This window comes from Bacteroidota bacterium (assembly GCA_016699695.1).
Lineage (GTDB): Bacteria > Bacteroidota > Bacteroidia > Bacteroidales > UBA10428 > UBA10428.
Genome location: CP065006.1, coordinates 609,125 through 624,640 on the forward strand (window position 1 = coordinate 609,125; position 15,516 = coordinate 624,640).

Consider the following 15,516-nt stretch of genomic DNA (forward strand, 5'->3'; position numbering starts at 1 on the left):
AAGTTAATAACTTGCATAGAAATTTAACCAGATGGATATTCTTAAAATAGAACGTACCCCTTCCAGCCCCGGTGTTGTATTTGATGCCGACGAGTTGCTAATCTCCATTAGGGGTATTTCGAACCCGGCCAATGCTGCCAACTTTTTTCGTCCTTTGGTGAACTGGCTCGAAGAATTTCATTCACTGCTTCAGCACAGAACTTCGGCCCCACTTAACATTGAGATCAACCTGAAATCGATCAATTCTGAATCGATGGTGATGCTTACTGATTTATTCAAGATAATATCAAAGATTCATCGCGCAGGCATGAAAATTATTGTCGAATGGTATTATTCTGAAGACAACGAAGCAATCCGCGAGGCAGGCCAGGAAATATCCGATGCTACCGAACTACCTTTTATTTTCTTAGAAGAATAATTTCTTAAAGAAAAGCTACCCCTGTTTCCAGCTTTATCCAAAGTAATTTTAATTCTGCCAAGGCTTGTGCAGTCAATAATTGTTCATTTATCCTGCGGAATGTATTAAATTCACCGAACTACTTTTGCAGCGTAAATCCTCTCGTTGCTTTCAAAAAAAATTTGTGTAGTATGAAAAAAATCTTTTCACTCAAGACCCTGATCGTGCTGGCAATTATTGGCATCAGCCAATTCGAATGTCTGGCTCAGGATTCATATAAACAAGCCTTTAAATTTGCCAAGTTTCTCGATTACCTAAACACCAGTTATGTCGATTCGGTCGATTCTGAAAAAATTGTCGAAGATGCTATCATTTCCATCTTAAAAGACCTCGACCCACATTCGACTTATATCCCTGCCGATCAGCTAAAAAAGATGCGCGAACCTCTTGAAGGGAATTTCGAGGGAATTGGTATATCTTTTAGTATACTTAACGACACCCTTTTTGTAATTTCCGCCATTGCCGGAGGCCCATCGGACATGGTAGGAATCCTGGCTGGCGATAAAATTCTGAAAGTAGATGGTAAAAATATTGCTGGCACCGGACTTACAAACGAAGATGTATTCTCACTTCTGAGAGGAAAAAAAGGCACTAAAGTCAACGTCACTATCCTCCGAAAAGGCTCAAAAAATGAACTCGATTTTCTGATTGTGCGCGACAAAATACCAATTTACAGTCTCGATGCATCATACATGATTAACGAAAACACCGGATACATAAAGCTTAACCGTTTTTCGGCTACAACCGTCGAAGAATTTACCCAGGCCGCCCAGCAATTAAAAAGCCAGAAAGCTACTAACCTTATTCTCGATCTAACTGCCAATGGCGGAGGTTATCTGGATGCTGCGGTAAAACTGGCCGATGAATTCCTGGCTGCCAATCAAAGAGTCGTTTACACCGAAGGGATTCACAGTCCAAGGCAGGAATTTCTTACTACTCAATTTGGAAATTTCGAAACGGGTAAAGTAATTGTTCTAATCGATGAAGGTTCTGCCTCTGCCAGCGAAATTCTGGCTGGGGCTATACAGGATTGGGACCGTGGCCTGATAATTGGCCGTCGGTCGTTTGGCAAAGGTCTGGTACAACGCGAAATGCTGTTACCCGACGAGTCGGCTGTTCGAATCACGGTAGCCCAATATTTCACCCCATCGGGGCGACTCATTCAGAAACCATACGAAAATGGGGTCGATGATTATCACCTCGAGGTATACCAGCGGTTTTCGAAAGGAGAACTGGGCTCGGCAGACAGCATTCATTTTCCTGATTCGCTAAAATACAAAACCCTTATAAAAGGGCGCACAGTTTACGGTGGCGGTGGAATTATGCCCGATATTTTTGTTCCTTTCGACACCAGTTATTACAGCAATTTTTTTCGCGACCTGATCCGTTTGGGTATCATCAACAGTTTTGTGTTGGAATATGTTGACAATAACCGGGAGCGGCTTTTGAATGAATTCTCCGAATTCGAATCCTTTAATAAGACTTTCGAGGTAGATGAAAAACTATTCGAAAAGCTGTTGGCTTATTCAGAAAAAAACTCGCTGCAACCCTCTCAAGCTGATCTGGATGTTTCGGGGAATTACATTAAGTTGCTGGTAAAAGCCTTTCTGGCAAGAGACCTTTATGGACAAAGCGAATTTTACCAAATCTATAATACTACCAACCAAACCTACAATAAGGCAATAGAAGTATTAGAAAATTGGAATGAGGTTGAATTAAACGTATTGCATTGATGAACCAAACTGATTTTTTCTATTGTGCAACATACTGCCTGACAGCAAACTGATAAATTTAGGAGGTGAAATTTTATTTATCTAAATTTGGAAAAAGGAAAATCAGATGATAGAGTATAAATCAATAATCAATCGTAATCCAAATAAAAGATTTGGAAAACCTTGTGTAAGAAATACAAGGATTACCGTATTTGATGTACTTGGATGGCTAGCTTCAGGGATGACTTATGAAGAGATTACTTATGATTTTCCAGAATTAACGATAGAAGATATAAAGGCATGCCTCGCTTATGCAGCTGATAGAGAACATAAACTGCAACATGCATCATGAGATTCCTCTTTGATCAAAACATTTCATTTCGGATTACTAAAAAACTGAACAAATTATTTCCCGGTTGCAAACACGTTTCCGATTGTGAATTAATGGATTGCGAAGACCAGGATATATGGAAATATGCTCGTATAAATGATTTTTCAATTGTCACATTTGATTCTGACTTTTATGATATCAGCGTGATAAATGGTCATCCCCCTAAGATTATTTGGTTAAGGTCCGGGACCCTTATTACGAATGATATTGTAACCTTATGATACAAAACAAGGAAATAATTGAGCGCTTTTTGCACGGGGCTGAATACATGGATATGTCCTGTCTGGAGATAGATTAATTACTTACCTTGCACCACCGGCCATAAAACTTTGAGATTTAAACGAATTATTTTGTACATCATTAGATGTCAAGGTTCTTACCGGTTGAAAAGTTCAGAGCCGAAACCCCTAACGATTTTATACCACCAAACATTTCTTTGCATCTAATACTATCATGCTCGACTACATAAAAATTCATTATTTAGAATTAATAGCTACAATTACCGCGCTGATTTATCTCTATTACAGCATCAAGGTCGATAAACGCTTGTGGCTGTATGGTTTTATTTCCTCGGCATTGTACGTTTTTATCTGTTACCAATCGGGTATCTATGCCGATATGGGCATAAACCTGTATTATGTGTTGGTTAGCTTTTATGGATGGATACACTGGACCTGGTTCAGCAACAAACAAAAAAAAGAAGTGCCCATTAGCTTTACAAAAACTCCGGAATGGATAATTATTATTCTTTCATTTGTGTTACTTTATGGCATTATTGCCTATGTACTCATCCACTTTACCAACAGCAACGTCCCCTACCTCGATTCTTTTACAACCGCAGCCAGCATTGTTGCAACCTGGATGCTGGCCCGGAAAATGATCGAACATTGGCTTATCTGGATTTTAATAGATAGTGCCTCAGTGGGACTATATTATTATAAGCAACTCTACCCTTCGACTTTATTATTTGCGGTATATACGATCATGGCAGTGGCAGGCTGGATACAGTGGAAAAAGCAATGGAACAACCAGAAAATAAAATTGTAATTGTAACCGGTCCCGAATCAACCGGGAAAACTATCTTAACCCTCGGACTTGCCGCTCACTACAAGGTGAGTTACATCGAAGAGTATGCAAGAAAATACATTGAAAATTTAAATACAAAATATACCTACAGCGATATCGAACACATTGCCTGCTGGCAGAGGGACGCATTAGAAAATGCCAGAAAAGGAAATGCAAATAAATTATGGATTGCAGATACCTATCTGATCATTACAAAAATTTGGTTTCTTTGGGTTTATGGAAAATACCCGCAATGGATCGATCCTGAAATAGCACGAACTACTCATTGCCTCTATCTTCTGTGTGCTCCGGATATTGCCTGGGAACCAGACCCTTTAAGAGAAAATGGTGGAGAAAACAGGTTAAAACTCTTTGAAGCCTATCGGCACGAACTCGAAAGTTTTAGATTAGATTACCGCATTGTAACAGGAGTTGAGGAAGAAAGATTCATAAATGCGCTTAACTTTACCGAACAATACCTAAAATAAGCATGAAGCAAAATCCATCAGAGCCATTCGATATGCTGGCAAAAACATTTGCCGGCCTTGAGCCTGCCCTGGCACAGGAACTCAAACAAATAGGTGCTTCGGATATCATAATTGGCCGGCGTATGGTGAGTTTTAAAGGCAATACCGAATGCATGTACAAAGCCAATGTATATTTGCGCACTGCTTTAAGGGTATTAAAACCCATTTACAAGGGTATCATTAAAACACCTGAAGACTATTATAATTTTTTTCATACTCTTGAATGGGAAAAATACATGGGGCTGCATCATACTTTTGCAATTGATGCTGTAATCAATACCAAGGTTTTCAATAACTCCCTTTATGCTGCCCAGCGGGCCAAAGACGGGATTGCCGACCGCTTTAAGGACAAATACAACAAAAGGCCCAATGTGGATGTACAGCAACCTGAAATACTTATAAATGTGCACTATTCGGGCGAAGAATTGAGCATCGCTCTTGATAGTTCGGGGGAACCTTTGAATAAGCGTGGATACCGTGTAGGTGAAGGAGAAGCACCGCTGAATCCGGTATTGGCTGCTGCTATGATTATTTACAGCAAATGGGATCCGTCCACCACATTTATTGACCCCATGACAGGTTCCGGAACATTGGCTATTGAAGCTGCCATGATTGCCAGGGGTATTCCTCCAGGACTCATAAGAAAAACATATTCCTTCCAGAATTGGCCCGACTATAACAGACAACTTTTTCAACAAATAATTGATAACATTGAACTTAGTGAATTAAGGCCACAAATATTTGCCAGCGACATATTACCCGAAATGATTGAAATAGCGCGTAAGAACGCCCAAAAAGCACTGGTATCAAGTTACATTCGGTTTTCTACCCAATCGTTTGATGAATATAAAACCAAAGCCAAGGCCGGAACACTTATCATGAATCCACCCTATGGCGAAAGGCTTAAGCCTGAAGAAATTAACCAACTCTACAGCAGCATTGGCACCAGCCTAAAAAGAGAGTTTCAGGGATATACTGCATGGATTATCAGCAGCAACCTCGATGCAATGAAAAATATAGGCTTAAAACCTGTGGCAAAATATCAGCTTTACAACGGAGGCCTGCAATGCAATTATGCCGGTTTTGAATTATTCGACGGATCGTTGAAAGAATTCAAAGAAAAAAATTAAGCTCGTCCATTCAATGTTAATAATAATAAGCACGATCAGGATTCTTTGCTGTTCATTTTATTATCTTTATACAAAATAGAAATGCTTAAGAATTAGTTGAGGTTGTACTTAAAAGTTTTTTTCTATATTTGTTGTACCTACAACAAACCATATGAAACCAATAAGCTTTTATGAGCTTTAATATCAACGAATATTATACCCGGGTCAGCCAGGGAGACGTAGTACTTGCCTACAAAGGTAGTATTACATCAGAACTCATTAACGAGGTATTAGAAGCCGTTGAAGAAAAACTGGAAAAAGTTAACGAATCGGGCAAGACAAGAAAAAAGCTCTATAATGTGCTGGTAGAAAGCCTTCAGAACCTATACCACCATATCGAATCGCAGCACGAAGGAATCCGGGAGAATTTAGATCCAAAATTTGCAGTATTGGTGGTTCAACGCGACAACGATCAATACCTTGTTATTACCGGTAACTTTATAAGAAACCACAAAATACAGTTCCTGAAAGAAAAAATTGACAAGATCAACTCGATGAGTAAGGATGAGCTGAAAGACATGTATAAGTTTATCCTGAACCATCAGAAGATCTCCGCCAAAGGAGGCGGTGGACTCGGACTTGTAGATATAGCACGTAAAACAGGAAAAAGTATCCTGTACGAATTTTATCCCTACAACGAAGAGTATTCCTTTTTTAATTTAACGATAGAAGTTTAACATCATATCAAGCCACTGTTATGGAAGCTTTGTTGATAGAAGGTACCCAGAAAACTCCAGCCATTGAGTTTGACCCTCAAAAAGGAGTGCTCGAAATAAAAGGAAGATCGATTCCTGAAAACTCGATTGAATTCTACAAACCCGTTGTAGACTGGCTTGAAGAGTATTCCTCGGCAGCTGCGGCAAAAACTGTAGTAAATGTTCACCTCGAGTATTTCAATACCAGTTCTTCGAAATGCATACTCGATGTATTTAAAAAACTCGAATCTATCCATAAGAGTAACAACGATATCCAGATAAACTGGTATTACGAGGAAGATGACGAAGATATGCTCGAAGCAGGAGAAGACTACGAATCGATTATTAGAGTACCTTTTAAAATGATTGAGATTGTTGATTAAAGCATTCGATAAATAATTGTTAAGAGCTACCCCAAAAAAGGCAGCTCTTTTTTTGTGAACCAACCAACAGTTTCTTTTTGACTTTGGCAAAAAATTCTGTTTCCTCAGAAAACATTCAAATTCAGTTGCCGAGGTCAATCCCTTCTGACTAACAATTCCTTGTTCTTTCAGCAACAAAGCTTACTCCTTTAGAACAATACGAACAATACCCGAAATTTTAAGCGAAATGACAGTACTTTTCCTTTAATGAGAAGAATAAATGATGTCTTTCGAAATTGCATTTTCGAATAAATCCCTTAGCGAAAACTATCTGAGTTTTTAATTTATGTTAATACGCTGATTATTTGTTTTTTACAAAGTTCTGTTGAGGTGTTGTAGTAATTTTTCTTATAAACAACTTTAAGCTGTGAAAGTAAAATATACAACTTAAAAGCAAACTTAGCTAAAAGTGTGTTTAACATAGCTTCGAATTTTAATCCGGAGAAAATTCTGAACTAACTCTTTTTTATCCTTTATCGTTTTACCATTATTAGTTTCTGTATTTGAAGTTTTAAGGCATATTACTTTTAAAGCAATATTGCTTTTCAGTATGATGTCTTTAACATGATGAACTCCATATATACAAATGGTAAGCTTTATGAGATCTTGCCTTTTAGTAAGAAATCAACAACTGGTAAAATGTCATTGTTATAGTTTTATTCATCAAAACCAAAAGCTTATGAAAACTCTTAATCTTTTCAAAATCTTTAACCGTATTAAAAACCTTAACTTTATGAAAAATCTAAAATTATCGAAATTTTTTGTGCTTGGCATTCTTATGCTTGGTGCAATGCTATTATCAAATGGGTGTACCAAAGAAATTGAGGATGTACAACCCGCTGTAACCGTAGGAAATGATAGTGTTCGATTAAAAACTGATCCTATCGGTAATTTCGACAGAGTAAATTATAATAATAATGGCTTAATCGAAGGCTGGACAGCCGATCCCGATGCTCCAGGCTATTCGACTGCGGTGCATATTTACATGAATGGTCCTGCCGGTGCTGGAGGCATTTGTATTGGTGGAGCATGGACATCTGTTCGCAGGGATGATGTATATAATGCTTACCCATGGGCAGGATATTATTGTGGCTTTACCTATACAATACCTGTTGAACATCGAATAGGCACTCGTGTATTTTATGTGTATGCAATTAACAATGTTGCCGGCCAAAATAACCCATGTATTGGCAACAAAACCGTTACTTTTGGTCCAATGCCTGCTCCTCCACCTCCAACCCTGGTAAGCCCTGGCAATGGTGCAAGCGTTGGAACGCCTACTACTTTTACATGGAACACAACACCTTTTGCTGATCGATACAGAATACAGGTTTCGGAAAATAGTAATTTCAATACCATACATTTTGAAAACTATACAACCGGATTATCAGCCACTTTTAATTTAAAGCAAGGAACTAAATACTATTGGAGAGTTAAAGCTTTCAATAACACTGGAAATACAAATTCATCAGTATGGTCATTAACCACAAGTGGTTCTGCTCCATATAGTGGAGATATTTACGCAACCAACACTGCTATATATTATGGGTACACCTATTATGGGCAAGTACAAAAGGCATCTGTTCTTTTAAAAAATTCCGGTACAATGGCCACCCCCGGTTTTAAAATATTATACAGGGTAGATAATGGCTCTACTAATATTGCAGCTGGCGATGTCGATGTAACTTTGCAGGCTGGTGAATCGAAATGGGTAACCCGCGACCTTGATAAAAGTGGTCAATATCCCGTAGGTTATTACAATGTCATGTGTTGGATTGATATTAACGGAAACGTAAAAGAAACGAATGAAAATAATAATTCACCATGGGTCGGGGCTTATAATGTATATCCGAACTAATTTTACTTAAAAGAAGTATCGCATTATTAGTCAAAGTTATTCCCTCCAGTTCTAAAAGAACTGGAGGTTTTTTTTAATGTGCAAACCAAAATAGTGCATGGAAATTCAATAAGCAAGCACTTACATTTTGAATACCTGAATAAAGTATGTAGGCATCAAATATTAACTATTGAAATACAATTAATTAAAACAGCCCATTGATGACTGCCAGAAGAAAAAAGTTCGCTAAGCTCGACAACTGTACTTTTCCGAGATCAAACCTTTCGGTTAATATCAATTTGTATACTTTTTAGGTTAGCCGTTGTTGGTACCTTATCTCCGTTACCATTTTTACGAAATATTTTATATGCTATAGCCCATCAGAAAAGGAGGAGAAAGCTCCTAATCGATTCAAAATGAGTAAAAATCTATCCACTCGACGTATGCCTTGGGTAATATATTTTAAATCGTCAATTCAGCTCTATCCATGAGCTGCGATTTAAAAATCATTCATTTTTTTTCTTTCATTTAAAGTGCTGAATAAGTGACATTTAAAAAATCTTGTTGAGGTGTTGTAGTATTTTTTCAAAAAAAAAAATAAGCTGTGAAAGTAAAATATACAACTTAATAGCAAACCTGGCTAAAAGTATTTGTAATATTAATTCTACTTTAACAGATTAAACAAAACCCTTGTAAACATTGATATTTCAAGGAAATTCAGTATCTTCAATGCACAGAAAAACAGGCTTATCGTTCCGAAAAATGTTTAATACAACGTAAAAATAATAATCGATATGGAAAAACACTGACCTCTGTAATAGAGCGAGTTAGTGTTCACCTTAATGATTATCAGCATGTATTTTGTAATTCAACAAAGAAGTTCTTTGACAAAGCACAGCAATATTCATTAGGAATAATACAAAGTCAGATGCGCAATATTGAAAGAATAAGCGAAGATTTGGGAGCTAACTACCATCAAATGCAGCACTTTATAACTGAGTCTAACTGGGATCATCGAGTTTTGATAAATCAAGTAGCCCAGGAAGTAAGCCAGGTTTTACCCAAAAGAAAACTTACAGGATTGATTATTGATGAAAGTGGTTGGGTAAAAAAAGGCGACCATAGCGTAGGCGTTGGACATCAATATTGTGGGAATGTAGGGAAACTATCAAATAGTCAGGTTGCGGTATTTGCTTGTTTAAGTAATGGGGATTTTGCATCAATGGTTGATGCCCGACTATACCTTCCCAAGGCTTGGTGTGACGACAAGACAAGATGCGAAAAAGCAGGCGTTCCTGTAAAGCACCGAACATTTAAAACTAAGCTCGAACTGGCATTAGAAATTATTCGCCAGCAAGTAACCAATGGCATCATCTTCGATTTTATTGGAGGCGATGGTTATTATGGTAACGATGTGGATTTTGCCAGCAGCATAGATTTGCTTGGTTATCTGTACATGCTGGATATCCATAAAGACCAAAAAATATATTTGGAACGTCCTGACTTGGCTATTCCCGAGCGAAAAAGCAATAAGGGTCGTGAACCCAAGAAATTAAAAGCAACTACAGACGAATTAAGTGTATCAAAATATTTACAGACTTTAAATGACGAAAATTGGCAGCGTATTAGTGTTCGTAATACAGCCAAAGGAGTTCTTGTAGCTGACTATCATTTTATAAAGCTTTGGATAATCAATAACAGTAAAATGCAAGTAGAGCAAAGGTTACTGGTTATCCGTAAAACGAAAACCAAAGAAGGCAAGGACGAAATAAAATATTCTTTTACCAATGCTAATCTTGAACAATACACTAAGAAAGCTATAGCCTATATGCAAGCACAACGGTACTTTGTAGAACATTGCATAAAAGAATCAAAACAGATACTCGGGCTAGACCAGTTTCAGACACGAAAATGGCTTGCATGGCAACACCAGGTTGCATTAAACTTTTTGGTCTCGTCATTTATTTTAAAAGAAAAATTGCATTGCTTTGATGATTTACCTTTACTATCGGCTCGTGATATTAAAGAATTTATCACTTTTAAACTTTATAAACAGATGACCGAAGAACAAATGATTGATAGAATTTATGACCGGCATTTAAAACGACAGCGTGATATAAATTACTCATATTCAAAATTGTAAATCTGTTAAAGTAGAATTAATTAGGAAAAAATTCTGAACTAACTCTTTTTTAACATTTATCATTTTCCCATTATTAGTTTCTGTAAAATTTTGAAGTTTCAAGGTCAACTGTAGTTTATTACTTTCTTAAATTAACATCAATAACTGTTTTCAGAATATCTTCTCATTAAACCAAAATGATTTTTAAGCAATAAATACATGATTAAGAATTACATATCTTTAAAAAAACAATTAACCTAAAAATCAATTCGCCTATGAAGTTTTTAAAAGACATATTACTTTTAATTACTATTGGTTTCCTTTTCATATCTAAAAATTTTTCGCAGCAACCCGTTCTTTTCGATAAACTAACCACATTAAATGGATTATCGAACAGTATAGTTTATTGCATTTATCAGGATAAGAAAGGGTTTATATGGGTTGGTACTGCTAACGGATTAAACTGCTACGATGGGTATAGTTTTACTAACTACTTCCATGACGAGAATAATAAAAATTCTATTTCTGGGAATTTTATTACTTCAATTACAGGTGACGAGAATGGTAACCTATGGATTGGAGTATGGGACGGTGGGTTGAACTTCTATGAAAGGTCGACCGGAAAGTTTTATTCATATCTGAGCAGCCCTAAAGATAAGTTAGATAACAATTTTAAGGTTTGGGCAATCGTTATTGACAAACACAAAAATATATGGGCTGGTACCATAGGTGGCGGGCTAAATGTATACGATCCGAAATTAAAGGTTTTTAAAAAATTTACCCATCAACCTTCGGATATAAACAGCATCAGCAGCGATTCTATTTCATCCCTATTCGAAGATAGTTTTGGCAACGTATGGGTTGGCACATTCAACGATGGGCTAAACCTATATAACAGAAACAGTAATACTTTTACTGTATTCAAGCATAGTACGGTTAATTCCAATACACTTTGCAGTAATCAGATAGCTACAATTTTTGAAGATAATCGGAACAATTTATGGATAGGGACAAAAGATAAGGGCGTTTCAGTGGTATTGTCAGACAGAAAGACTATCAGAAATTTTAACATCGAAAATAACTCATTAAATTGCAATAATATAAGAAGTATTAACCAGGATGAAAATAATTTAATTTGGATTGGAACTGATGGTGGCGGAATAAATATTTACGATCCGGAGAAGGAGATGTTCTCATTTGTTGAAAACGATCCTGACAATCCTACCAGCATCGGTTCGAATGTGGTGTTTAGCATTTATAAAAGCCTGGATGGTATAATTTGGGCAGGCACTTATAATGTGGGACTAAATCTTTACGACAAAAATAAGTTCAAATTCCAGACATTTAGCAAAGTTGGCCAAAATGGAGAAGGGCTGAGTGCAAACTCTGTGTTTTCAATTTTAGAAGATTCCCAGGGGTTTATTTGGTTTGGCACCGATGGAGGAGGATTAAACCTTTACGATCCGGTTAAAAACAAATTTACATACTTCAGGCATAATCCTTCGAATAAAAACAGTATAAGCGGAGATGTAATAGAATGTGTTTATGAAGATTCGTATGGCAATATTTGGGTTGGCACCTTTACAAATGGCCTTAATTTAATGAAATACGGAACAAATGAATTTATCCATTTTAAAAATAACCCTTCAGATACCACTTCAATTAGCAATAATACTATAACGAGCATTGTGGAAGATGCAGATAAAAACCTTTGGTTTGGCACCTTAGAAGGCGGGTTGAACTTGCTCGACAGAAAAACAATGACCTTTAAGCATTTCAAAAAAGGGAATCCAAATAAAACAGCTTGGAAACCAAGCAATAGTATTTTTTCTATAATAGAAGACAAAAAAAGAGGCGGTTTATGGTTGGGAACCGAAGGTGGGTTAAGCTATTTTGATACTGAACAAATGATATTCAAAGATTTTTTTGTCCATTCGAACGAGAGTAAAAGTTTAAGTAATTCTTCAATAAAATCCTTATATCAGGATAGCAATGGGGACATCTGGATAGGAACTAATAGCATTGGCTTATATTGCTATTCATATTCTACAGGAAGGTTCATAAGCTATAAATTAAAAAGTGGCATATTGAGCAATGAAATTGCAAGTATATTGGAAGATAATAACCATGCCATATGGATTAGCACAAATGTAGGTTTATCGAAATTCAACAGTGTAAACAATAGTTTTACTAATTACACTCTAAATGAAGGCTTGCAAAAAGATGGATTTTTATACGGTTCGGCATATAAACGAAAGAATGGTGAACTGTTTTTTGGAGGGAAAAATGGTGTTAGTATAATAAAACCAGCAGGGGAATGGGAAAACAGACATATACCCCTGGTAGTTTTTTCCAGTTTTCTATTGTTCAACAAAGAAGTGAGGCCAGAAGATAAATGGTCGCCATTAGAAGTTGTTATTTCCGAAAGTGAAATAATAACACTCAAACATTACCAATCGGTTATCAGCTTTGAATTTACGGCAATAAGTTATACTAACCCGGAGAAAAACCAATATGCTTACAAACTCGAAGGCTTTGATAAGGATTGGAATTATATCGGTAACAAACGATCGGTTACTTTTACCAACCTCAAACCCCAAACCTATGTATTGCATGTAAAAGCATCGAACGACGATGGTATATGGAATGAAGAAGGCACTTCGTTAACTATTGTTCAATTACCCATCTGGTCAGAAACATGGTGGTTCAGGTTTCTGATCCTAATTGTAGTCTCTACGTTTATATATTTATTTTTTAATTATAGGATAAGAGCCATTAATAATCAAAGATTAAGGCTAAAACAATTAGTTAAGGAAAGTACACTTGAACTTGAGAAAGAAAAGGCAGTGGTTGAGGAGCAAAATATTATATTAAAGGCTAAAAGCAATGAAATACAAACAATGGTTGAAAGAAAGCGTATTGCTGATGAAGAAAAGCTTCGTTTTTTCACCAATATATCGCACGAAATACGTACACCTTTAACGCTTATTTTAGGGCCTCTCGAAAAAGTGAGTGAGTCGCCAATCCTTCCAGATAACCTTAAACCCGAAATTACCCGTATCCATAGAAATGCATTAAACCTCAAGCGCCTGATAAATCAAATCCTCGATTTCCGCAAGATAGAAACCAGTAATTATCCTCTTTTCGTTTCAAAAATAGATGCTATAAAAGCCCTAAAAGAAATATCAGCATCGTTTTACGATATTGCCTTGCAAAAAAAAATACATTTTAACATTTTAAGTGATTATGGAACGTTAGAGGCAATGATAGATTTGGAGAAGTTGGATAAGATTGTTATTAATTTACTCTCCAATGCATTTAAATTTACACCTGACGGTGGAGAAGTGAGGCTAATTATAAAGACAATTAAACCCAAAGAGCCTCATATAAAAGAATACCTGAGTATAACCGTGGAAGATACCGGAAAAGGAATACCTGTTGGCCAATTAGATAAAGTTTTCGATCGGTTTTATCGGGTCGATACAAAAGAGAATCATAACCCTGAAGGCACAGGCATTGGGCTTGCTATTGCGAAAGGCTTAACCGAATTGCACCATGGAAAAATTAAGGTTGAAAGTGAACAGGGAAAAGGAGCAAGATTTACCGTTTTACTTCCTTTAGGGATAGAACACTATAAAAAAGACGAAATAAACCTTTTAAATTCAGATTTTGTAATTGATCATTCCAATACAGAACAATTATCTAAAGCAAGCATTCCTTTTGAAAATCAAACATCAGGAAATAAAAAGAAACCATTGGTATTAATTGTTGAAGACAATACCGATTTAAGGCATTACATTATAGGAAGTTTAAAAAATAACTATCAGGTTATTGAAGCAGCAAATGGCATAAAAGGCTTGGAATTGGCAAAAAAAAGAATACCGCAACTAATTGTATCGGATATAATGATGCCAGAGATGGATGGACTGGAAATGTGCAGTATTTTAAAAAATGAGATTGAAACAAGCCATATCCCAATTATTCTGTTAACAGCAAAATCCTCGCAGGAACATAAACTTATTGGTTTACAAACCGGAGCCGATGATTATATTATCAAACCATTCGATAGTCTTGAGTTGGAATTAAAAATTGCGAATATTATAAATAACCGTGAATTGCTTAAAAAAAGGTTTAGCACCGATTTTGTGTTAGAAACCGGAAATTTGTCTTCATCAACAATCGACGATAAGTTTTTAAATAAGGTATTAGACATTATTGATAAAAACCTGGCGAATCCTGATTTTAAAATAACCCATATAGTTAATGAATTAGCCATGAGCCGTTCGGTTTTTTATATAAAAATCAGAGAACTTACTGGCTTTTCGCCATACGATTTTATTAAAATTGGCCGATTGAAGAAAGCATCGCAACTACTCCTTCAGAATATAGCTTCACCTACTGAAATATCCTATATGGTCGGGTTTTCCGATGTTTCGCATTTTTACAAATGCTTTAAAAAACAATTTGGTTTATCGCCGGGCGACTATATAGCCAGTTTAAATGCATAAGACAATGATTTTAAAAGTCGAAGTCGCATAAAAGGTGATAAAAAAACTCTTAATACCCTTTCTCCAGCAAATAGAATGCTTACAAAAAAAGAGAAGATGACAGAAATTAAAAAGGGCATTAAAGAGAGAAACCGGAAAAATTTATGTGGTTCTGAGAATTATCGATATTATTGCAAAGACAAAACCTTTGGTGCAACCAAGGTCAGAAGCATGGCAAAATATTACGAGGCTGATTTTCCACGATTGGCTTCCACGATTTAAAATTCGACTCGGCTTCCTCCTGTTCAATGCTATAGTTCAAGCGAAAGGGTGAGGTAAAAATTAGAGAAACAGATTGTTCTAATGCCTCTTATACCCCTAACCTCTGAATATGCAGAAACCTTTCTGTTTTTCTTAGAAATTGTTGCATTTCACCAAATAGGTGCATATACTAATAAGTGAAATGCCTACAATTTCTTAGTCGATTGAGTGATTTGCTTCAGCAAATCGTTCAATTTGGGTCTTATTAGTTTTATGGCTCCTTTTAACCAAAAAAACCATTCTAAGCAGGAGAAAAAGAGTTGGGAACTTCGTTTGATACTCCTTTAATATCATTTTTTAATAGTTTCGGA

At 36.3% G+C, this 15,516-nt stretch carries 13 protein-coding genes; all 13 read left to right on the forward strand.

Going from position 1 to position 15,516, the window contains the following annotated elements:
• Positions 1 to 31 precede the first annotated feature (31 nt).
• Positions 32 to 418: a DUF1987 domain-containing protein gene (locus IPM71_02565; protein ID QQS51627.1), complete on the forward strand. Its 387-nt coding sequence runs from the start codon at positions 32 to 34 to the stop codon at positions 416 to 418.
• A gap of 170 nt (positions 419 to 588) precedes the next feature.
• Positions 589 to 2,190, forward strand: a complete 1,602-nt coding sequence (locus IPM71_02570; protein ID QQS51628.1) for a S41 family peptidase — start codon at positions 589 to 591, stop codon at positions 2,188 to 2,190.
• 109 nt (positions 2,191 to 2,299) lie between these two features.
• Positions 2,300 to 2,521 (forward strand): DUF433 domain-containing protein, encoded by a 222-nt coding sequence (locus IPM71_02575; GenBank protein QQS52767.1) that lies wholly within the window; start codon positions 2,300 to 2,302, stop codon positions 2,519 to 2,521.
• Positions 2,518 to 2,781, forward strand: coding sequence for a DUF5615 family PIN-like protein (locus IPM71_02580; protein ID QQS51629.1), 264 nt, complete (start codon positions 2,518 to 2,520; stop codon positions 2,779 to 2,781). Before IPM71_02575 ends, IPM71_02580 begins: the two co-directional genes overlap by 4 nt.
• A gap of 232 nt (positions 2,782 to 3,013) precedes the next feature.
• Positions 3,014 to 3,607, forward strand: a complete 594-nt coding sequence (locus IPM71_02585; GenBank protein QQS51630.1) for a nicotinamide mononucleotide transporter — start codon at positions 3,014 to 3,016, stop codon at positions 3,605 to 3,607.
• Positions 3,580 to 4,113, forward strand: a complete 534-nt coding sequence (locus tag IPM71_02590) for an ATP-binding protein (protein QQS51631.1) — start codon at positions 3,580 to 3,582, stop codon at positions 4,111 to 4,113. The genes IPM71_02585 and IPM71_02590 overlap by 28 nt, the downstream gene beginning before the upstream one ends.
• A 2-nt stretch (positions 4,114 to 4,115) precedes the next feature.
• Positions 4,116 to 5,282 carry an RNA methyltransferase gene (locus tag IPM71_02595; GenBank protein QQS51632.1) on the forward strand — a complete coding sequence of 389 codons (1,167 nt, stop codon included), beginning with the start codon at positions 4,116 to 4,118 and terminating at the stop codon, positions 5,280 to 5,282.
• A 170-nt stretch (positions 5,283 to 5,452) separates the two neighbouring features.
• Complete coding sequence (locus IPM71_02600; GenBank protein ID QQS51633.1) at positions 5,453 to 5,998, forward strand: hypothetical protein; 546 nt, start codon at positions 5,453 to 5,455, stop codon at positions 5,996 to 5,998.
• Positions 5,999 to 6,018: 20 nt separating this feature from the next.
• Positions 6,019 to 6,399, forward strand: coding sequence for a DUF1987 domain-containing protein (locus IPM71_02605; GenBank protein QQS51634.1), 381 nt, complete (start codon positions 6,019 to 6,021; stop codon positions 6,397 to 6,399).
• Between the two features lie 772 nt (positions 6,400 to 7,171).
• Positions 7,172 to 8,296 carry a hypothetical protein gene (locus IPM71_02610; GenBank protein ID QQS51635.1) on the forward strand — a complete coding sequence of 375 codons (1,125 nt, stop codon included), beginning with the start codon at positions 7,172 to 7,174 and terminating at the stop codon, positions 8,294 to 8,296.
• Positions 8,297 to 9,203: 907 nt separating this feature from the next.
• Positions 9,204 to 10,418: an IS701 family transposase gene (locus tag IPM71_02615; protein ID QQS52768.1), complete on the forward strand. Its 1,215-nt coding sequence runs from the start codon at positions 9,204 to 9,206 to the stop codon at positions 10,416 to 10,418.
• Between the two features lie 254 nt (positions 10,419 to 10,672).
• Positions 10,673 to 14,905 (forward strand): response regulator, encoded by a 4,233-nt coding sequence (locus IPM71_02620; GenBank protein ID QQS51636.1) that lies wholly within the window; start codon positions 10,673 to 10,675, stop codon positions 14,903 to 14,905.
• Positions 14,906 to 15,001: 96 nt separating this feature from the next.
• Positions 15,002 to 15,166 carry a hypothetical protein gene (locus IPM71_02625; GenBank protein QQS51637.1) on the forward strand — a complete coding sequence of 55 codons (165 nt, stop codon included), beginning with the start codon at positions 15,002 to 15,004 and terminating at the stop codon, positions 15,164 to 15,166.
• Positions 15,167 to 15,516 lie beyond the last annotated feature (350 nt).